This is a genomic window from Arthrobacter burdickii (assembly GCF_030433645.1).
GTDB classification, from domain to species: Bacteria; Actinomycetota; Actinomycetes; order Actinomycetales; family Micrococcaceae; genus Arthrobacter_D; species Arthrobacter_D burdickii.
The window spans coordinates 55,488-74,311 of record NZ_JAROCG010000002.1 but is presented as its reverse complement, the minus strand read 5'-3'; the positions used below and the strand labels follow the sequence as shown (position 1 = coordinate 74,311).

Annotated in this window: 15 protein-coding genes and 1 tRNA gene; 7 read left to right on the top strand and 9 right to left on the bottom strand. The window is 69.6% G+C overall.

Going from position 1 to position 18,824, the window contains the following annotated elements; translation table 11 throughout:
* Nucleotides 1-579: a helix-turn-helix domain-containing protein gene (locus P5G52_RS15020; RefSeq protein ID WP_301228986.1), complete on the bottom strand. Its 579-nt coding sequence runs from the start codon at nucleotides 577-579 to the stop codon at nucleotides 1-3.
* A 166-nt stretch (nucleotides 580-745) separates the two neighbouring features.
* Between P5G52_RS15020 and P5G52_RS15015 the strand changes: the two genes are divergently transcribed.
* Entirely contained in the window at nucleotides 746-2,242 is a 1,497-nt protein-coding gene (locus P5G52_RS15015; protein ID WP_301228984.1) for a sodium:solute symporter family protein, read from the top strand.
* Nucleotides 2,243-2,375: 133 nt separating this feature from the next.
* Here the strand turns inward: P5G52_RS15015 and P5G52_RS15010 are convergent, their stop codons facing one another.
* On the bottom strand, nucleotides 2,376-3,740 hold the full coding sequence (locus P5G52_RS15010) for an AI-2E family transporter (RefSeq protein ID WP_363321911.1): 1,365 nt from the start codon (nucleotides 3,738-3,740) through the stop codon (nucleotides 2,376-2,378).
* Nucleotides 3,737-5,467 (bottom strand): long-chain-fatty-acid--CoA ligase, encoded by a 1,731-nt coding sequence (locus P5G52_RS15005; protein ID WP_301228982.1) that lies wholly within the window; start codon nucleotides 5,465-5,467, stop codon nucleotides 3,737-3,739. The genes P5G52_RS15010 and P5G52_RS15005 overlap by 4 nt, the downstream gene beginning before the upstream one ends.
* 308 nt (nucleotides 5,468-5,775) lie before the next feature.
* On the opposite strand from P5G52_RS15005, the gene P5G52_RS15000 reads away from it, so the two are divergent.
* A complete protein-coding gene (locus tag P5G52_RS15000; protein ID WP_435868704.1) occupies nucleotides 5,776-6,876 on the top strand; it encodes a VIT1/CCC1 transporter family protein in 1,101 nt (366 codons plus the stop codon).
* Nucleotides 6,877-6,953: 77 nt separating this feature from the next.
* On the top strand, nucleotides 6,954-7,877 hold the full coding sequence (locus P5G52_RS14995; protein WP_435868703.1) for a S1C family serine protease: 924 nt from the start codon (nucleotides 6,954-6,956) through the stop codon (nucleotides 7,875-7,877).
* Between the two features lie 73 nt (nucleotides 7,878-7,950).
* Here P5G52_RS14995 and P5G52_RS14990 read toward each other — a convergent pair whose 3' ends face one another.
* From P5G52_RS14990 to pcrA, 5 genes are all read right to left on the bottom strand, one after another.
* Nucleotides 7,951-8,424, bottom strand: a complete 474-nt coding sequence (locus P5G52_RS14990) for an SRPBCC family protein (protein ID WP_301228976.1) — start codon at nucleotides 8,422-8,424, stop codon at nucleotides 7,951-7,953.
* Entirely contained in the window at nucleotides 8,421-9,476 is a 1,056-nt protein-coding gene (locus tag P5G52_RS14985; RefSeq protein ID WP_301228974.1) for a zinc-dependent alcohol dehydrogenase family protein, read from the bottom strand. The genes P5G52_RS14990 and P5G52_RS14985 overlap by 4 nt, the downstream gene beginning before the upstream one ends.
* Before the next feature lie 221 nt (nucleotides 9,477-9,697).
* Nucleotides 9,698-10,600, bottom strand: a complete 903-nt coding sequence (gene sucD / locus P5G52_RS14980; RefSeq protein ID WP_301228972.1) for a succinate--CoA ligase subunit alpha — start codon at nucleotides 10,598-10,600, stop codon at nucleotides 9,698-9,700.
* Between the two features lie 12 nt (nucleotides 10,601-10,612).
* Nucleotides 10,613-11,779 carry an ADP-forming succinate--CoA ligase subunit beta gene (gene sucC / locus P5G52_RS14975; protein WP_301228970.1) on the bottom strand — a complete coding sequence of 389 codons (1,167 nt, stop codon included), beginning with the start codon at nucleotides 11,777-11,779 and terminating at the stop codon, nucleotides 10,613-10,615.
* Between the two features lie 187 nt (nucleotides 11,780-11,966).
* Nucleotides 11,967-14,432 carry a DNA helicase PcrA gene (gene pcrA / locus P5G52_RS14970; protein WP_301228968.1) on the bottom strand — a complete coding sequence of 822 codons (2,466 nt, stop codon included), beginning with the start codon at nucleotides 14,430-14,432 and terminating at the stop codon, nucleotides 11,967-11,969.
* A gap of 82 nt (nucleotides 14,433-14,514) precedes the next feature.
* On the opposite strand from pcrA, the gene P5G52_RS14965 reads away from it, so the two are divergent.
* From P5G52_RS14965 to P5G52_RS14955, 3 genes are all read left to right on the top strand, one after another.
* Nucleotides 14,515-15,150 carry a hypothetical protein gene (locus tag P5G52_RS14965; protein ID WP_301228967.1) on the top strand — a complete coding sequence of 212 codons (636 nt, stop codon included), beginning with the start codon at nucleotides 14,515-14,517 and terminating at the stop codon, nucleotides 15,148-15,150.
* A 36-nt stretch (nucleotides 15,151-15,186) separates the two neighbouring features.
* Nucleotides 15,187-15,260 (top strand) — tRNA-Arg (locus P5G52_RS14960).
* A gap of 137 nt (nucleotides 15,261-15,397) precedes the next feature.
* Complete coding sequence (locus tag P5G52_RS14955) at nucleotides 15,398-15,811, top strand: NUDIX hydrolase (protein ID WP_301228965.1); 414 nt, start codon at nucleotides 15,398-15,400, stop codon at nucleotides 15,809-15,811.
* 21 nt (nucleotides 15,812-15,832) lie between these two features.
* Here P5G52_RS14955 and P5G52_RS14950 read toward each other — a convergent pair whose 3' ends face one another.
* Nucleotides 15,833-17,740 carry an ABC transporter ATP-binding protein gene (locus tag P5G52_RS14950; RefSeq protein WP_301228963.1) on the bottom strand — a complete coding sequence of 636 codons (1,908 nt, stop codon included), beginning with the start codon at nucleotides 17,738-17,740 and terminating at the stop codon, nucleotides 15,833-15,835.
* A gap of 219 nt (nucleotides 17,741-17,959) precedes the next feature.
* Between P5G52_RS14950 and P5G52_RS14945 the strand changes: the two genes are divergently transcribed.
* Complete coding sequence (locus tag P5G52_RS14945; RefSeq protein WP_301228961.1) at nucleotides 17,960-18,787, top strand: amino acid ABC transporter substrate-binding protein; 828 nt, start codon at nucleotides 17,960-17,962, stop codon at nucleotides 18,785-18,787.
* The last annotated feature ends 37 nt before the right edge of the window (nucleotides 18,788-18,824 follow it).

Genomic DNA, 18,824 nt, shown 5'->3' with positions numbered 1-18,824 from the left:
CTATTTCCCCGACGCCGCGGGCACCAGCGTCCACAGCACGACGGCCGTGCGCCCCTCCGGGTTCAGCCAGGTGTGCGGTTCGCGGCCGGGGAAGGTCACGGTGTCCCCGGCGTCCAGTTCGTACCGGTCGTTGGAGAAGATCAGCACGAACCGCCCCTCGACCACGTGCAGGGTCTCCACCTCGCAGTCCACGGAGTAGAGCTCGTCCTCTCCCCGGCCGTGCGGCTCGACGACGGCGCGGATCATCTGCAGCCGTCGCTCCGAGCGCGCGGTCATCAGGCGCTCGTTGATGCCCTCCCCACCGAGGCTGATGCGCGGCGCTTCGGCGAGGCGCGTCAGGTGTGTCTCCGGCACGAGGAACAGGTCGCCGATGGAGATCGACAGCACCTGGCACAGCGTCACGAGCGAGGCGACGGACGGCGACGTGAGGTCCCGCTCGACCCTGCTGAGGAAACCCTTGGTCAGGCCCGTGGAGTCGGCGACCTGCTCGATGGTCATGCGCTGGGCCTGGCGTGCGGCCCTGATGCGCGAGCCGATGGCGACCGGCGTGTTCGTCGGCTCGACGGGCAGGGCCTTCATGCTTGTCCTCTCCTACGGCAATCCCGGAAGCTTACCCGTTCCCCGACGGACATCCGCCTGACACACGAGCCTGTCATGATTGACGCGTGACTCGCGTCACGAGTAGCTTATCGGTCAACAATAGTTGCCTCCAAGGCATCAGGACCAGCAGCCAAAGGACCTCTCCATGCAAGCACTCAACATCGGCATCGTGGTGGCGTACCTCGTCGCCATGCTCGGCTTCGGGTGGTGGGGCAAGTCCCGCACCCGGAACGCCAGCGACTACCTCGTGGCAGGACGGCGTCTCGGTCCCTTCCTCTACACCGGGACCATGGCCGCGGTCGTCCTCGGCGGGGCATCCACGGTCGGGGGCGTGGGCCTCGGCTACCAGTACGGCATCTCCGGGATGTGGCTCGTCGTGGCCATCGGCACCGGCGTCCTGCTGCTCAGCCTCCTGTTCGCTCCCACCATCCAGAGACTGAAGATCTACACGGTCTCCCAGATGCTCACGCTGCGCTACGGGCACCGGGCCACCCGGGTCTCCGGCATCGTGATGCTCGCCTACACTCTGATGCTCTGCGCCACGTCCACCGGCGCCTATGCCACGATCTTCGTGGTGCTCTTCGGCTGGGACCGCGCGGTGTCCATCGCCGTCGGCGGCGTGATCGTCCTGATCTACTCCACGGTTGGCGGCATGTGGTCCATCACCCTGGCGGACATGGCACAGTTCGTCATCAAGACCGTTGGCGTCTTCGCCCTGATGCTCCCCTTCTCGCTGGCCGCGGCCGGGGGTTTCTCAGGGATCGCCGAACGTGCCGGGAACGAGTTCTTCAGCATCACGGGGATCGGCGCGCAGAGCATCATCACCTACTTCGTGGTCTACACGCTCGGGCTGCTGATCGGCCAGGACATCTGGCAGCGCGTGTTCACGTCGCGCACGCCGGAGATCGCCCGCTGGGGCGGTTCGGCCGCCGGCATCTACTGCATCCTCTACGGCATCGCGGGCGCCGTCATCGGCATGAGTGCCAGCGTCATCCTGCCCGCCATCGAGTCGCGGGACGACGTCTACGCGGACATCGCCCTGAACGTCCTGCCGATCGGCATCGGCGGGCTCGTCCTCGCCGCGGCCGTGGCCGCCATGATGTCGACGGCGTCCGGTGCACTGATCGCCGCCGCCACCGTCGCACGGACCGACGTCGTCCCCTTCGTGGCCGGCTGGTTCGGCAGGGACACCGGGGAACGCGCGACGTCGGACCACGACGTCCGGTCCAGCCGCTGGTGGGTCCTCGGCCTCGGCATCGTCACGATCGCCCTCGCCGTGATCGTGCAGGACGTGGTGGCCGCCCTGACCATCGCGTACGACATCCTCGTCGGCGGGCTCCTGGTGGCCATCCTCGGTGGCCTGGTCTGGCGCCGGGGCAACGGCCTCGGAGCGGGAGCATCGATGGCGGCGGGCACGCTCGTCACCCTCGGCGTCATGGCCTATCTCGAGATCACCGCGGACAACCAGTACGACGGCATCTACGCCAACGAGCCGATCTACTACGGGCTCGCGGTGTCGGCGCTCGTGTATGTCCTCGTCTCGTTCCTCACCCGCCCCACCGCTCCGGAGGTGATGGAGGCTTGGGACCGCCGGGTTGCCGGGCAGGTGCCCGACGACGTGCCGGTCGACGCCGCCCGCTGACCGCGGGCAGGCCGGACGCGACGGAAACGCAGAAACGCAGGAGGGCTCCCGGCATGCGCCGGGAGCCCTCCTGCGTTCCGGGACGATCGCGGCCGGTGACGCTCGAGCGCAGCGGACCACGATGCGGTCGCCGTCAGGCGGGTGACGACCCTCCGTGACGGCCGGTGGTGCCGCGGGTGCGCGAATCGTCGAGGGCGCGGGCGCCCTCGAAGGTGCCGGCAGTGTCCGCGCGGTCGTCGCCGTCGTCGTCGTGCCCCTGGACCCTGCGGTTTTGCGTGCCCGGGCGGTCGTCCGCCTCGTCCGTCGCGGGGAGCGCCTGGGCGACCCTGGCGGCCTGCTCCTCCTTGGGCGTGGAGCTCAGGCCGTGCCCGGTCTCGTCGAGCGCCGTCAGCACCTCGGCCTTGTCGACCTCGGCCTCCGTGATCTCGTCGTCCTTCTCCTGGTTCCACGCCTTGATCGCGGCCCAGCCGACGGCGGCCACGGGGACGGAGAGGATCGCGCCGATGATCCCGGCGAGGATGGTGCCGGCGGTCAGGGCCAGCAGGATGACGAGGGCGTGGACCTGCAGCGTACGGCCCATGACCACGGGCTGCAGGAAGTTGCCCTCGAGCTGGTTCACTACGATGACCGCGATGACGACCATGAGCGCCACGAAGGGCCCGTTGGCCACGAGGGCGATCAGGGCCGCGAGCACGCCGGCCAGCGTCGCGCCGACCAGCGGGATGAAGGCGCCGATGAAGACGATGGCGGCCAGCGGGAGTGCCAGCGGGACGCCGAGGAAGAAGAGCGCGAGTCCGATGAACACGGAATCGACGAGGGCCACGATCGCGGTGCCGCGCACGTAGCCGCCGAGGACGGCCATGCTGCTGTAACCCACCCGGCGGGCCTTGACCAGGCGCTTGCCCTTGAACGCGCGGAGCATGAAGGCCCAGATCTTCTCGCCGTCCTTGAGGAAGAAGAAGAGGATGACCACCATGAGCAGGGCACCGGCGATGAAGTTGCCGGCCGCGCTGAGGCCCGAGATGGCACCCGCGCCAGCCGTGCTGCTCGTCGCGAAGTCCACAGCCGCGTCGCGCGCCTGCTGGATCTGGGCGTCGTCGATCGGGATGGGACCGTTCTGTGCGTAGGCGTAGAGCTGGTCGAAGCCCTCCGTCGCGCTGGACGCCAACTCGCCGGCCTGACCCACGACGGCGAACACGATGCCCGTGATGAGGCCACCGAACACCAGCAGGAGCAGCAGGAAGGACACGCCGGTGGCCAACGACGCTCCCCAGCCCTTGCGCCGTAGCCAGTTCACGAACGGGCCGATCGCGGCCGCGAGGATCAGTGCCAGCAGCATCGGGATCACCACGAGCCGGACCTGGATCAGGGCGTACACGGCCACCACGGCGAGCACCAGGAGCAGGAGCACCTGCGCCACACGGATGCTGGCGCGCCCCAGGGTGTCGTGCCAGGGGCTCTGTGGGGCGGACGTTTCCGCCCGCGCGTATGGAGTCATCGATTGTCACCTTTTCCTTCGGCCCGAGGGCCATCGTCGAGCAATTGGGTGCGCACCTCGCGCCGGAGGACCTTGCCGATCAGGGACCGGGGCAGGTCCTCGGCCTGCACGATGATGCGTGGGACCTTGTAGGCTGCGAGCGCCGTGCGGCAGAAGGACCGGAGTGCCTCGGCATCGAGGCTTGCACCGGGGGCGAGGACGACGACGGCGGCCACGTCCTCACCCCCGCCGGCCCGCGGGAGTCCGACGACGGCCGCATCCGTCACGTCGGGATGGGTCCGGAGCGCGTCCTCCACCTCGGAGGGCGCCACGTTGAACCCGCCGGTGATGATCAGTTCCTTGATGCGGTCGACGATCGAGATGAAGCAGTCCTCGTCCATGCGGACGATGTCGCCGGTACGGAACCAGCCTTCGTCGAGCAGTGCCGCGTGGGTCTCGTCCGGTTTGCGCCAGTAGCCCCCGAACACCTGGGGCCCGCGGATGAGCAGCTCCCCTGCCTCGCCCGGCCCGCGGTCCCGGGTGGTGTCCTCCGGGTCGACGATCCGCACGTCGGTGCCGGGGAACGGCACCCCGACGGTGCCCGGACGCCGGGTGGGACCGATCGGGTTGCCCGCCGCCACGGGCGAGGTCTCCGTCAGTCCGTAGCCCTCGATCAGGTAGCCACCGGTTGCCGCCTCCCAGGTCTGCACCGTGGACTGGGGGAGGTTCATGGCGCCGGAGATCGCGAACCGGATGCTGCGGAGGTCCGCTCCGCGTTCCGCAGCGCCCGCTGCGAGCCTGTCGTAGATGGGCGGTACGGCGGGCAGGAAGGTGGGTGGGCTCTTCCGGGCGGCGTCGAGCACCAGTCCGACGTCGAACCGGGGGAAGAGGACGAGGCGGGCACCGATGCTCATCGCGAACGTCAGGCACAGCGTGAGGCCGTAGGCGTGGAACATCGGCAGGACGGCGTAGACGGTCTCACGCCCCGCCTCGAGGCCGGGCACCCAGGCGCGGCCCTGGGCGGCGTTGGCCAGCAGGTTCCGATGCGTGAGGACCGCGCCCTTGGGCGCGCCGGTGGTGCCGCTGGTGTACTGCAGGACGGCCGTGTCCTGCGGTGCCGGGCGGGGATGCCGGTGCGGCAGGGGCCGGTGGCGGAGCAGGTCCCGCCACGGCAGTACGGCCCGGGGACCGGCCGGTTTCTCCGTCGTCGTGAGCGCGGCCCTCGCATCGCGGGCCCGGCGGACCGGCAGTCTCAGGGCGAGGCGGCGCGATGCGGGCATCGCCCGGATGAGGTCGACCGTCACGATCGCGGTGACCGGGATGTCCCCGGGTAGCCGCTGGACCCGCGGGGCCACCCGGTCCCAGACGATCGCCACCTTCGCTCCGTGGTCCTCGAACTGGTGCCTCAGCTCGCGGTCGGTGTAGAGCGGGTTGTGCTCGACGACGATCGCCCCGAGGCGGAGGACGGCGTAGAAGGCGATGATGTGCTGGGGACAGTTCGGCAGCACGAGGGCCACGCGGTCACCGGCGGTTACGCCGAGCGAGCGCAGGCCTGCCGCCCCGCGCGCGACGGCGTCGCCCAGGGCGCGGTACGTCGTGCAAGCACCGAAGAATTCCAGCGCCGTCGCTGCGCCGTAGGTGCGGACCGAGGAATCGAGCAGGTCGGAGAGCGTGCCGTCGGGCACGTCGAAGGACCGGGGGACGCCGGGTGCGTAGCTCTCCACCCAGGGCCGGGCTGCCAAATCCATAAGCCTGCTTCCTGTTATCCGTTCGACTGTAGCGCGGGTCTCCGGCTTCCGACACCTGACCCGCCGGGACGGAACCTGCGACCCGGAGGTCCGGGGCGGTCCGGTAGGATGGATGGTCGAAGGGGAGTAGCTCCGCGTCCCGAGGACGCGCGGCCTGTCGACATACTGGCGCCATGGGTGCCCGGCAGTCCACCGGATCCACCCGGCGAGCGAGACCTTCGGCCGAATCAGCGCACCTGCGTTCCCCGGCCGGAGCACCCCGCTTCGGCCGCGGCACGCACGGGCACCCCGACCACCGGAGCATCCCCGTGACATCCCCTGAGCAGCAGTCCCCCTCCCGGAACGACATCAAGCGCTGGCGCCAGTACCTCGCCGACGAGCGGGGCGAGGCCGCCACCTACCGCGACCTCGCCCGCCGCAGGACGGGCGAGGAGCGTGAGATCCTCCTCGGCCTGGCCGAGGCGGAAGGCCGCCACGAGGCGCACTGGCTCGAACTGCTCGGCAACGACGTCGGACGCCCCCTGAGGCCCTCCGTCCGCAACCGGATCCTCGGCGTGCTCGCACGGCGCTTCGGATCGGTCTTCGTCCTGGCCCTCGCGCAGCGTGCCGAAGGACGGTCCCCGTACGCGACCGACCCCTCCGCCACGAGCGCCATGGTCGCCGATGAGCAGATCCACGAGGAAGTGGTGCGTGGTCTGGCGACCCGCGGCCGCAACCGGCTGTCCGGGAACTTCCGGGCCGCGGTCTTCGGCGCGAACGACGGGCTCGTCAGCAACCTCGCGCTGGTCATGGGAATCGGTGCCACCGGCGTCTCGACCTCGTTCATCCTGTTCAGCGGGCTGGCCGGACTGCTGGCCGGTGCCCTGTCGATGGGCGCCGGTGAATACGTGTCCGTCCGGTCCCAGCGCGAGCTGCTGTCGGCGACGCGCCCCACGCAGATCACCCTCACGGCGGCGAAGGAACTCGACATCGCGGCGAACGAGCTGGTGCTCGTCTACCGCGCGAGGGGGATGACGCCAGCGGCTGCCGAGCACCGCGCGGCGGAGCGCCTCGGCCTGTACAGCTGCGACTGCGACCCGAGCTTCTCCCTCCAGCCCGAGGAGGACGACGCCGTCGACGAGCACGAGGCGGTCGGCACCGGCCTCGGCGCCGCGGCCTCGAGCTTCTGCTTCTTCGCCTCGGGTGCCATCATTCCGGTGCTCCCGTACCTCGTGGGCCTCAGCGGCGTCACGGCCGTCGTCGTCGCGTGCGTCCTGGTGGGACTGGCACTGCTGGCCACGGGTGCTGTCGTCGCCCTGCTGTCGGGCGCCTCGCCGCTGCGGCTGGCGCTCCGGCAGCTGGCGATCGGGCTCGGTGCGGCCGCGGTGACCTACCTGCTCGGCCTGCTCTTCGGCACGTCCGTGGCCTGATCCGGCACCTGAGGAACGCCGTGCGCCCTGCGCGAACGGCGTTACCCGGCGACCGCCGGAGTGCTGGAATGGTGCGCATGGACGAGCAGGAGGCGCTCGACGCGTACTCGGCGGCGATCGTGCGCATCGCCGAATCCACACTGCCCTCGGTGGCGGCGGTGTCGGTGCACACCGCCCGCGGCTCCGGCGCAGGCAGCGCATCCGTGATCTCGACCGATGGGCACCTGCTGACGAGCGCGCACGTCGTCGCCGGCGCGCAGCGTATCGAGGTCGCGTTCGGCGACGGATCGGTACTGCCCGCCCACGTGGTCGGCAAGGACCCGCTCTCGGACCTCGCCGTCCTCGCGGCGGACGGCCGCACTCCCCCGCCCGTGCCCTGGGGCGACGCCTCCCGGCTCCGGGTCGGGCAGCTCGTGGTGGCACTCGGCAACCCGCTCGGCATGGCAGGCAGCGTCACCGCGGGAATCGTGTCCGCACTCGGCCGGTCCCTCCCCACGGTGTCCGGACGCGTGGTGGATGAGGTCATCCAGACCGACGCGACCCTGAATCCGGGCAGCAGCGGGGGCGTGCTCGCCGACAGCGCAGGACGCATGGTGGGCGTCAACACGGCCGTCGCCGGTATCGGGCTCGGCCTGGCCGTCCCCATCAACACGACGACGCGGGAGATCATCGACGCGCTCACCACCAGGGGCCGCGTGCGCCGTGCGTGGCTGGGCGTCGTCGGGGCCCAGATCCCGCTCATCCCGGAGATCGCGGCCCGTGTCGGTTCGCCCACGGGGATGCAGGTGGCTTCCGTCGTCGCCGGCAGTCCCGCCGCCGGCGCCGGAGCGCGCGCCGGGGACGTGGTCATCTCGCTCGATCACATACCCGTTCGCAGTGCCACGGGCATCCAGAAGCTGATGGTCGACACCGCGATCGGCCGCCGGATGGAGATGACGGTGTGGCGCAACGGCGCCCTGGTGGACATCGTCGTGCAGCCCGAAGAGCTGCGCGTCCCATGAGCCGCGGCGGCATGCCGGCGTTCCATCCTGAGCGGGTCCCACCCGGCGTCCCGTCCTGAGCGACGGGCTGCACCTACGCGGCGTCCGGCTCCCGCAGCACGTAGTCCTCGAGCTTGGCGAGCGTCGCCTCGATGCTGGCCGGATGGCGGCGCGTGAAGCCGGTGAGCCGGAAGACGAATCTCCAGGGCACCGCCCTGCCGTCCCACTCCTCACGCACCAGCGTGCCATCGCCGCGGGGCTCGAGCGTGTAGCGCCAGACGTGCGCCGAGAAGTGCCGCCACGCGATGCGGCGGCCCTCCTCGAACTCGACCACGTGGTTGAGGATCCTGTACCGGCTCCCCAGCTTCATGTCCATGCCGAACTTCGCACCCGGCGACAGGCGGGACGGACCGTTGGGCTGCTCGCCCCGCACGGTTCCCGATCCGTCGATCACGCTGTGCAGGGCCGGCGTCGCGAGGACCTCGAAGATGCGGGCCGCCGGTGCGTCAATGAGCCGCTCACGGGAGATGAGGTAGGCGGAGTCCGGGCCGGGGGTGCGCCGGGTCATGGCTTGAGCAGCACCTTGATGGCGCGCCGCTCGTCCATCGCCCGGTACGCCTCGGCGACCTCCTCGAGCGGCATCTCGACGTCGAACACCCGGCCCGGGTTGATCGTCCCGTCCAGGACGTCCTTCAGCAGTTCGGGGATGTACGTGTGGGCCGGGGCCATGCCGCCGCCCACGGTGATGTTCTTCGCGAAGAGGAGGCTGACCGGCAGCTCGGGCCCACCCGCGGGGACCCCGACGAAGCCGAGGTGCCCACCCGGACGCGTGCTGCGCAGCGCCTGGTCCATGGACTCCTTGGTGCCCACGCACTCGAGGACCGAGTCCGCGAGCACTCCCCCGAGCAGTTCGCGCACCTTCGCCACGCCCTCGCCGCCGCGCTCCGCGACGATGTCGGTGGCCCCGAACTCGCGGGCGAGGGCCTGGCGGTCCTCGTGGCGGGACATCGCGATGATGCGCTCCGCGCCGAGGCGCTTGGCGGCGAGGACCCCGCACAGGCCGACCGCCCCGTCGCCGACGACGACGACGGTGCTGCCCGGGCCCACGTTCGCCGACACGGCGGCGTGGTGGCCGGTCGACATGACGTCGGAGAGGGTCAGGAGGCTGGCGGTGAGGGCGGCGTCGGGCTCGGTCACGCCATCGACCCTGCGGAGCGTGCCGTCCGCCTGGGGGACGCGCACGGCCTCGCCCTGGCCGCCCTGCAGGAAATCGCCGTGCTCGTCGGTGCTGCCCCAGCCCGCGAGGTGGTCGCAGGCGACGGTGACGCCGTTCAGGCACTGCGGGCACTTGCCGCAGCTGTCGACGAAGGGGGCGATCACGAAGTCGCCGACCGCGAGGTCCCGGACGTCGTCGCCCACGGATTCCACGACGCCGACGAACTCGTGGCCGATTGCCTTGGGCTCCTTCGTGGGACGGACGCCGCGGTAGGGCCAGAGGTCCGATCCGCAGACGCACGAGGCCGTGACTCGTACGACCGCGTCCGTGGGACGGATGATTGTGGGATAGTCGCGGTCCTCGACGCGGATGTCGCCGGGCCCGTGGATGATGGTGGCGCGCATGAAAATCTCCTAGAAGCTTGCCTGACGCAATCGATGGTTCCCCTGTCGCCACCTTACAAGCAGCGAGGGTGCCGCCCTACCGCCCGGGGTCGTCCGCCGTTTCCTTGCACCGGCGCTCCGGGAGGGTATTCCCGCCCGGAGCCGGCGCGCCTGATCGGGGCATTAAACGCGGCAGCCTCCCCCGCACGGATGCGGGGGAGGCTGTCGGGGTGGCACGTGGATCAGAGCGTCGCGTAGACCTCGCGAAGGAGCTTCGCGGTCTCGGAGGGGGTCTTGCCCACCTTGACGCCGGCGGCTTCGAGGGCCTCCTTCTTGGCCTGCGCGGTTCCTGCCGAGCCGGAGACGATGGCACCGGCGTGGCCCATGGTCTTGCCCTCGGGAGCCGTGAAGCCCGCCACGTAGCCGACGACCGGCTTGGTGACGTTAGCCTTGATGAACTCGGCGGCACGCTCCTCGGCGTCTCCGCCGATCTCACCGATCATCACGATCGCCTTGGTCTCGGGATCCGCCTCGAAGGCCGCCAGGGCGTCGATGTGGGTGGTCCCGATGACCGGGTCGCCACCGATGCCGATGGCCGTGGAGAAACCGAGGTCGCGCAGTTCGAACATCATCTGGTAGGTCAGCGTGCCCGACTTCGAGACGAGGCCCACGCCGCCCTTGCCGGTGATGTTCGCGGGGGTGATGCCCACGAGGGACTCGCCGGGCGTGATGATGCCCGGGCAGTTGGGGCCGATGATCCGCGTGACCTGCTTGCCATCGGCGTCGACCTTCGACTGGGCGAGGGCCCAGAACTCGGCCGAGTCCTGCACGGGAACGCCTTCGGTGATGACGACGACGAGGCCGATACCGGCCTCGATGGCCTCGACGACGGCGTCCTTGGTGAAGGCCGGCGGCACGAAGACGATCGACACGTCGGCGCCGGTCTCACGGATTGCTTCCTCGACGGTGCCGTAGACGGGGAGGGTGACGTCGCCGTGGGTGACGGTGGTGCCGGCCTTGCGGGCGTTGACGCCGCCGACGACCTGGGTTCCGGCCTTCAGCATGAGGGCGGTGTGCTTGGTGCCCTCGCCGCCGGTGATGCCCTGGACGATGACCTTCGAGTCCTTGTTGAGGTAGATAGACATGTGGGGAACCCTTTACTTTCCGTAGGCCAGCGCGGCGGCCTTGTCGGCGCCTTCGTCCATGGTGTCGGCGATGGTCACCAGCGGGTGGTTGGCCTCGGCGAGGATGCGGCGGCCCTCTTCGACGTTGTTGCCGTCCAGGCGCACCACGAGGGGCTTGTTGGCCTCGTCGCCGAGGATCTCGAGGGCGCTGACGATGCCGTTGGCGACGGCGTCGCATGCGGTGATGCCGCCGAAGACGTTCACGAAGACGCTCTTGACCTGGCTGTCGTTGAGGATGACGTCCAGACCGGCGGCCATGACCTCGGCGGACGCTCCACCTCCGATGTCCAGGAAGTTGGCGGGCTTCACGTTGCCGTGGGCCTCGCCGGCGTAGGCGACGACGTCGAGGGTGGACATGACCAGCCCGGCGCCGTTGCCGATGATGCCGACCTCACCGTCGAGCTTGACGTAGTTGAGGTCGTTCTCCTTGGCCTTGGCCTCGAGGGGGTCCGCGGCGTCCTTGTCCTCGAGGGCGGCGTGGTCCGCGTGGCGGAACCCGGCGTTCTCGTCGATGGTGACCTTGCCGTCCAGTGCGAGGATGTCGCCGCTGCCGGTCTTGACGAGCGGGTTGACCTCGACGAGCGTGGCGTCCTCCTTCACGAAGACGTCCCACAGCTTGAGGATCGTGTTCACGACGCCCTCACGCAACTCGGGTGCGAAGCCTGCGGCGTCGACGATCTCCTCGGCCTTGGCCTGGTCGATGCCGGTCCCCGCGTCCACGGCGATCCGGGCGAGTGCCTCGGGACGCTCGACTGCGAGCTGCTCGATCTCCATGCCGCCCTCGACCGAGCACATGGCCAGGTAGTTGCGGTTGGACCGGTCGAGCAGGACGGAGAAGTAGTATTCCTCGGCGATGTCCGCGCCCTGCGCGATCATCACCGTGTGGACCGTGTGCCCCTTGATGTCCATCCCGAGGATGTCCGAAGCATAGGAATAGGCCTCGTCGGGGGTCTTGGCGACCTTGACGCCGCCGGCCTTGCCGCGACCGCCCACCTTGACCTGTGCCTTGACGACGACGACGCCGCCGATCTTCTCGGCTGCTGCCTTTGCTTCTTCTGGGGTGTGCGCCACGATGCCGGCGAGCACGGGAACTCCGTGTGCCTCAAAGAGATCGCGCGCCTGATATTCAAACAGGTCCACGGGCTAGAGTCCTTCTACGTCGAAGTAGGTTTACAAGAGGGAACTTTAGCCCCTCGGCCCTGAGGCCTTCCCCAGAGTACCGGTTTAGTGAGTAAGGCCACACTTCTATCTTTTGTAGAAGAAATGCCCGGAATTACCGGGTTTTCTACCCCCGGAACCCGTGCCGGGGGCGGCTCCGGAACCCGCGTCAGGCGACCTTGGTCAGCGGGGCGTAGCGCAGCAGCAGCCGCTTCTCCCCGACGTCGAACCGCACCTTCGCCACGGTCTTGTCGCCGGCCCCCTCGACGGACAGGACGGTGCCGTTCCCGAAACTGGCGTGGTTGACCCGGTCCCCCACTGCGACCGAGACGACCTCCTTCTGGGGCTGCACACGTCCCACGCTCTTGGAGGGAGCCGGGGCGCCGCCGTTGAAGCCACCACCACTGGCGCCCCAGTAGGACCCGCTGAACCGCGGCCCGCTGATGCTCGCGCCGGACGTCCAGGCCGGCTTCACCGAGCCCTCGCGCTTCCAGGAGATGAGCTCCTCGGGGATCTCGCTGACGAACTGGCTGGCCGGGTTGTACTGGCTCTGGCCCCACATGCTGCGCACCTCGGACCGGGTGATGTAAAGGCGCTGGCGGGCCCGGGTCAGGCCCACGTACGCCAGGCGGCGTTCCTCCGCGAGCTCCTTCGGATCGGTCGCGGAGCGCTGGTGCGGGAAGATCCCCTGCTCCATGCCCGTCAGGAACACCACGGGGAACTCCAGGCCCTTGGCGGTGTGCAGCGTCATGAGCGTCACGACCCCCTGCCTGCGGGCCTCCTCGACGGCACGCTGCACGTCGGCCGCGGAACCGTCGGGGGCGTCGGGGATGGAGTCGGCGTCGGCCACGAGGGACACCTGCTCGAGGAAGTCGCCCAGCGTCCCCTCCGGGTTGTCCCGCTCGAATTCGCGCACGACGGCGACGAGCTCGGCCAGGTTCTCCACCCGGGATTCGTCCTGGGGATCGTTGCTGGTCCGCAGTTGTTCGAGGTAGCCGGTCTGCTCGAGGACGGCCTCGAGGGCGGCCGAGGCGCCCGATCCGCTGGCGACCTCCGCGAGGTCGTCGATCAGCTTCACGAAGCCTGCCACGGAGTTGACCGAGCGCGTGGCCATGCCGGGGGCCTGGTCCGCGCGCCGGAGGGCCTCCATGAAGCTGATCCGCTCGCGCTCACTGAGCGCCGCGATGGCGTACTCGGCGCGGTCGCCGATGCCGCGCTTGGGCTCGTTGAGGATGCGGCGCAGGTTGACGACGTCGTCGGAGTTCACGAGGACCCGCAGGTAGGCGAGCGCGTCCTTGATCTCCTTGCGCTCGTAGAACCGGGTGCCGCCGACCACCTTGTAGGGCAGGCCGACGCGCAGCAGGATCTCCTCGATGGACCGCGACTGGGCGTTGGTCCGGTAGAACACGGCGACGTCGCCGGGGCGGAGGTTCTCCTCGTCCTGCAGCCGGTCGATCTCCTCCGCGATGAAGCGGGCCTCCTCGTGCTCGTTCTCGCCCACGTAGCCGACGATCTTCTCGCCGCTGCCCTCGGCGGTCCACAGCCGCTTCTCCGGCCGGTTGGGGTTGCGGGAGATGACCGCGTTGGCCGCGCTGAGGATGTTCTGGGTGGAGCGGTAGTTCTGCTCGAGCAGGATGGTGCGGGCGCTCGGGTAGTCGTTCTCGAATTCGACGATGTTGCGGACGTCGGCGCCCCGGAAGGCGTAGATGGACTGGTCGGAGTCGCCGACGACGGTCAGCTCCGCCGGGTCCTCGGAGGACTCCCCCGGGACGCCGACGATCTCGCGGACCAGCGCATACTGCGCGTGGTTCGTGTCCTGGTACTCGTCGACGAGGACGTGGCGGAACCGCCGCCGGTAGTAGTCGGCGACGCCGGGGAACGCCCGGAACATGAAGACCGTCTGGGCGATCAGGTCGTCGAAGTCCATGGCGTTGGCCTGGCGCATGCGCTGGGCGTAGCCCGTGTAGACCTCCGCCACGGCCATCTCGAAGGGATCGGACGGATCGGCGTCGGACGCGAAGGTCTCCTCGTCGATCAGCTCGTTCTTCAGCGCGGAGATCTTGTGCTGGATCGCCTTGGGCGCGAACTTCTTCGGGTCGAGGTCCAGGCCCTTGGCGACCAGCGTGATGAGGCGCAGTGTGTCCGCGGAGTCGTAGATGGAGAAGTTCGAGTTCAGGCCGACGGACGCGGCCTCCCGGCGGAGGATGCGCACGCAGGAGGAGTGGAACGTGGAGATCCACATGCGCTTGGCGACGTCGCCGATGAGGCCCTCGATGCGCTCCCGCATCTCCGCTGCGGCCTTGTTCGTGAAGGTGATGGCCAGGATCTGCCCGGGGTGGGAACGGCCGGTCGCCAGGAGGTAGGCGATCCGGTGGCTCAGCACGCGCGTCTTGCCGGAGCCCGCACCGGCGACGATCAGCAGCGGAGTCCCGCCGTGCTTCACCGCCTCCTCCTGCTGGGGGTTCAGGCCCAGGAGGAGCTCGTGCGCGCGGTGCTCGTCGACGCCGACCCGCGAGGGGACGTGCCCGGCCGCGGGATCCGCGGGCTCGGCCGATGCCGCCATCGCCGCCTCGCGTGCACGCTTCTTCTCGTCGGGCGTGGGCGGGGAGACGTAGGGATCGAAGAGCATGTCCATGGTCCCTCAATTCTAGGCGGTGCCCCCGACACTTCCTCCCGGCCCGCGTGGAGGCCGGTCCGGCGTCGCCCATACTGGGAGGGTGGCGAAGACGAGGGCGCAGATCAACCGCAAGCATGCAGCCGGCGCAACCGCGGCCGTACCCTCCGGTCCGCCTGCCGGGGATCGGGCGGACCGGAAGGACAACGGCAGCCTGATCCTCATCGCGGCAGCCGTCGCGTCCCTGTTCCTCTTCTGGTACTTCCACCTGCTCACGCTGGGCCAGATGACGCAGCTGAGCGGCGGCCTCGCCATGCCGGACATGAGGGTCGGCGGGTACGACATCGGCTCGGTGGAGCGCCTGCGCGGGGCGATGGACGACGACGCCCGCGGCCAGTTGAGCTACCTCCACAAGACGGCGGGCACGCTCTTCCCCCTGATCTTCGCGTTCGCCTGGCTCCTGCTCGTCCAGCTCCACGTGGGACGCCGCCGGCTGCGCTGGCTGCTGTGGTCCCCCGTGATCCTGTTCGTCGTCGTCGACCTGTGGGAGAACATCGCGATCGACGCCATGCTCGCTCAGGCCCCCGATGCGGGCGCCGTAGCACTCGCCTCGACGCTGACGGTCCTGCGGTGGGTGCTGCTCGCGGTGAGCCTGGGAGCCGGCGCCGTGTCGGTGTTCCTGCCGCGGCGCGTGCGGTATCCGCGGACCGGCGCCGAAAGCAGCCTGAAGAACGGGTAAGCTGGGACCGCTGGATCGCTGTATCAGCGGATCCGCGCCTCTGTAGCTCAGTAGGATAGAGCGTCCCTCTCCTAAAGGGAAGGTCGTCGGTTCGATTCCGGCCAGGGGCACAGGCATCCCGGACGACGGGGAACGACGTCGCCGGGGACGAGGAGGATGGGCACCCGCGCCCATCCTCCTTCCCTTTAACCGCCAGGAGTAACCGCCAGGAGTAACCGCCAGGAGTAACCGCCAGGAGGCCGGACCGATGACCGACGTCCCGACGATCACCGTCACCGCGCTGTGCCTGCTCGACGGCCGCCGCCTGCTGCTCGTGCGCAAGCGCGGAACGACGATGTTCATGCAGCCGGGCGGGAAACCGGAGGAGGGCGAGACGCCGGCGGAGACCGGCGTGCGTGAGCTGTTCGAGGAACTGGGCCTCGTCGTCGGGCCCGGGGACCTCACCCTGGTCGGCTCGTGGGAAGGCCCGGCGGCCAACGAGGCCGATACGCGGCTGCTGGCGACCGTCTTCCTGTGCCCGCTGGCCGCGGAGCCCCTGCCGGCCGCCGAGATCGAGGAACTGGACTGGCTGGACCTGGACTCCGAGCAGCACCGGCAGGACCTCGCACCGCTGCTGACGGACTTCGTCCTCCCGGCGCTGCGCGGTCGAATCCTCCCCTAGGGATCCTCCCCAGGCATTCTCCTAGACGCCGCTGAGGGCCTCGGGCTCCTCGTCCATCGCCACGTTCTTCTGCACGGCGAACTGCGTGCGGTGCAGTTCCTCGTACCGCCCGCCGAGGGCCAGCAACTCGTCGTGCGAGCCCCGTTCGACGATGGTTCCGCCCTCGACCACGAGGATCACGTCCGCACTGCGGATGGTTGAGAGGCGGTGGGCGATGACCATCGCGGTGCGCCCCTCGAGCGCCTCGCTGAGCGCCGCCTGCACGGCCGCTTCCGACGTCGAGTCCAGTGCCGCCGTCGCCTCGTCGAGGATGACGACGCGCGGCTGGGCGAGGAGGAGGCGCGCGATGGTCATGCGCTGGCGTTCGCCGCCCGAGAGGCGGTAGCCACGTTCGCCCACCATCGTGTCGAGCTGGTCCGGCAGCGACCGGACGAGGGGGTCCAGCCGGGCGCGCCGGACGGCGTCCCACACCTCGTCGTCGGTGGCGTCCGGTCGGGCGAGCCGGAGGTTCGAGAGGATCGTCTCGTGGAACAGGTGGCCGTCCTGGGTCACCATGCCGAGCGTGTGCCGCATGGAGGCGAAGGTCAGGTCCCGGACGTCGGTGCCGGAGAGCCGCACAGCCCCGCTGTCGACGTCGTACAGGCGCGCGAGGAGCTGGGCGATGGTCGACTTTCCCGCACCCGAGGTGCCCACCAGGGCCACCGTCTGCCCGGGCTCGATCCGGAAGGACACCCCGTGGAGCACCTCCTCACCGCCGCGCGTATCCAAGGTGGAGACCTCCTCGAGCGAGGCGAGCGAGACCTTGTCAGCGGACGGGTAGGCGAAGCGGACGTCGTCGAACTCGACCGAGACCGGGCCGGCCGGGACGGCGACGGCGCCTGGCTTCTCCTGGATGAGCGGTTCGAGGTCCAGGATCTCGAAGACCCGCTCGAAGCTGACGATCGCGCTCATGATCTCCACGCGCGCGTTGGCCAGGCTCGTGAGGGGCGCGTAGAGGCGCGTGAGGAGGAGCGCGAGCGTGACGACCTCGCCGGTGTCGAGCTGTCCGCCGAGGGCCAGGAAACCGCCCAGCCCGTACACCAGGGCGAGCGCCAGCGCGGAGACGAGCATCAGGGCCGTGAAGAACACGAACTGCAGCATGGCCGTGCGGACGCCGATGTCGCGCACGCGTGCGGCGCGGACCCGGAACTCCTCGGCTTCCTCGTCGGGCCGGCCGAAGAGCTTCACCAGGGTGGCACCCGGGGCGGAGAACCGCTCGGTCATCTGCGTGCTCATCGCCGAGTTGTGGTCGGCGGCCTCGCGGCGGAGGGCGGCGAGGCGGCTCCCCATCCGGCGGGCCGGCACCAGGAAGATGGGCAGCATGACGACGGCGAGCACCGTCACCAGCCACGAGGTGCTCAGCATGACGGCCAGGGTGAGGACGAGGGCCACGGTGTTGGTGACGACGCCGGAGAGCGTGCCGCTGAACGCCTGCTGGGCGCCGATCACGTCGTTGTTGAGGCGGCTCACCAGGGCGCCCGTACGGGTACGCGTGAAGAAGGCGATGGGCATCTTCTGGACGTGGTTGAAGACGGCGGTGCGCAGGTCGAGGATGACGCCCTCGCCGATGCGCGCCGAGTACCACCGCGTCACGAGGGACACCGCGGCGTCGGCCACGGCCACCAGCGCGATGACGACGGCGAGCCACACCACCGTGCGGACCTCACCGCGGGCCACGATCACGTCCACGACCTGGCCGGCGAGCACCGGCGTCGCCACCGCGAGGAACGCGCCCACCACGGACAGCAGGATGAAGAGCACCAGCTTCGCCCGGTAGGGCACGGCGAACGTGAGGATCCTCCGGACGGATTCGCGGGAGAACCCGTGCGTGCCGTTCTTCGCCGTCGATATCTTGTACAGCGAGCTCCAGGCCGCGCCTTCCATGCTCATAGCGATTCCTCCCGTGCCAGTCCCGGCTCGGATCCCCGGTGTGTGGACCCGCACCGCAATACTTCGGAACAATTAGTGCATGCCCCGGTGTTCACCCCAGTAGTGTTCTACTCCGGTCCCGGCCGGGTGGAGTGGATGTACCTAGGGTCCAAGCCGTTGGCGGCCCCTTCTATTTCCCCCACCCGGCGCGCCCGTCCGTCCCAAACCGAAGGAAGTACCATGACGAACCGCCTGTCCATCCTAGGTGCCGCTGCCGCCCTGACCCTCGCGCTCGCCGGCTGCGGGGCCTCGACCCCTGCGAACGAGGGTAGCTCCTCCGGGGCCACGGAGTCCGGTGCGTCGACGGCTCTGCAGGAGATCCAGGACTCCGGCGTCCTGACCGTGGGCACGGAGGGTACCTACAAGCCCTTCAGCTATCACGAGGAAGGCAGCGGAGAGCTCACCGGGTACGACGTCGAGGTGATCACCGCCGTCGCGGAGAAGATGGGCGTCGAGGCCGAGTTCCAGGAGACGCAGTGGGACGCCATCTTCGCGGGCCTGGAAGCGGGCCGATTCGACGTCATCGCCAACCAGGTGTCCATCACCGACGAGCGCAAGCAGACCTACGACTTCTCCGACCCGTACACCGTCAGCTCGGGCGTGATCGTCACGGCCGCGGACAACAACGACATCTCCTCCTTCGAGGACCTCGACGGCAAGACCACGGCCCAGTCGCTGACCAGCAACTGGTACGAGCTCGCGCAGGAAGCGGGCGCGAACGTCGAACCGGTCGAGGGCTGGGCGCAGTCCATCACCCTCCTCGAGCAGGGCCGCGTGGACGCGACGATCAATGACGAACTGACGTACCTCGACTACCAGAAGACGAACAACAACGAGGGCATCAAGATCGCGGCCACCACCGACGAGACCTCCGAGAGCGCCGTCGCCGTCACCAAGGGCAGCACGGAGCTCGTGGACGCCATCAACAGCGCCCTCGGTGAGCTGCGCGCGGACGGTACTCTCGCAGAGATCTCCGAGAAGTACTTCGGCTCCGACGTCAGCGAGTGATGCGGCCGCTGGGGGACGGACCGCGCCCCGGAACGCG